This window comes from Mesorhizobium sp. M7A.F.Ca.MR.362.00.0.0 (assembly GCF_004023175.1).
Classification (GTDB): domain Bacteria; phylum Pseudomonadota; class Alphaproteobacteria; order Rhizobiales; family Rhizobiaceae; genus Mesorhizobium.
In genome coordinates this window covers 1-1,170 of the sequence record NZ_RZTF01000769.1, presented here as the reverse complement: position 1 = coordinate 1,170, position 1,170 = coordinate 1, and the positions used below count along the sequence as shown (strand labels likewise).

Annotated in this window: 1 protein-coding gene and 1 pseudogene; both read right to left on the bottom strand. The window is 66.3% G+C overall.

Annotated features, from left to right (window positions below):
- Positions 1-19: 19 nt before the first annotated feature.
- Entirely contained in the window at positions 20-937 is a 918-nt protein-coding gene (locus EOC06_RS37565; RefSeq protein ID WP_128310135.1) for a pseudouridine-5'-phosphate glycosidase, read from the bottom strand.
- A gap of 75 nt (positions 938-1,012) precedes the next feature.
- Positions 1,013-1,170 (bottom strand): annotated as a pseudogene (locus EOC06_RS44625) (carbohydrate kinase); the annotation flags it as partial.

The window sequence follows — 1,170 nt, the reverse complement described above, 5'->3', positions numbered from 1 at the left end:
GAACCTTCGCTGCGTGACCCTAAAGCGCCTTCGCAATCCTCGCCGCCAGCCGCGCATTATTCTCGACCAGCGCGATGTTCGTCTTCAGGCTCCTGCCGCCAGTCAGTTCGAGAATCTTTCCCAGCAGGAACGGCGTCACCGCCTTGCCGGTCACGTTGAGCGCCTCGGCGGCCTTCTGCGCGGCCTCGATATAGCCGGCCATCTCCTCAGCCGGGATTTCGTGGTTTTCCGGCACCGGATTGGCAATCAGCATGCCACCGGCGAGCCCCAGCGCTGCCCTCGTCTGGTAGAAATGCGCGATCTCTTCCGGCTCGTGCAAGGTCAGCGGCGCGCGGAACGGCGAATGCCTGGACCAGAAGGCCGGCATCGTCTCGCAGCCAAGGCCGACCACCGGCACGCCGCGCGTCTCCAGCACTTCCAGCGTCTTTTCGATGTCGAGAATGGCCTTGGCGCCGGCCGAGACGACGATGACCGGCGTGCGCGCCAGCTCGTCGAGATCGGCGGAAATGTCAAAACTCTTTTCGGCGCCCTTGTGCACGCCGCCGATGCCGCCGGTGGCGAACACTTTTATGCCGACCATATGCGCCGCGATCATCGTGGCGGCGACCGTGGTGCCACCGGTGCGCCCTTGCGCCACGGCAAAACCGAGATCGGCGCGCGACAGCTTCATGGCGTCGCCCGTCATCGCCAGCGATTCGCGCTCGCCGTCCGAAAGCCCGATCTTGATGCGGCCGCCAACCACGGCGATCGTCGCCGGCACGGCGCCGCCATCGGTGATGATCTTTTCGACGTCGGCCGCCATGGCGCCATTGTCGGGGTAGGGCATGCCATGGGTGATGATGGTGCTTTCCAGCGCCACCACCGGCCGGCCGGCAGCCAGAGCCTGCGCCACCGGCGCGTGGATGTCGATGAAGGGGCGGGCGGTCTCAGGGGTCATCAGGGTCTCCAATCCGGAATGCGGCGCGTCCGTGGGGACACCAGGCAACATCGCGGCACTATGAATTCGCCGGTCTCATGCCACTTCCCTGGCATCCGGCACAAGAGCCAGCGCTTCCGCGAAGCTTGAGGCGGTGAACTCGGGAACGGCGTTGGCGCTTTCGATGGCAAGCGTCGCCCCGGCGATGCCTTCGCGCAGGGCCACCCGCAGCGGCAGTCCGCGCAGCAAGGCAG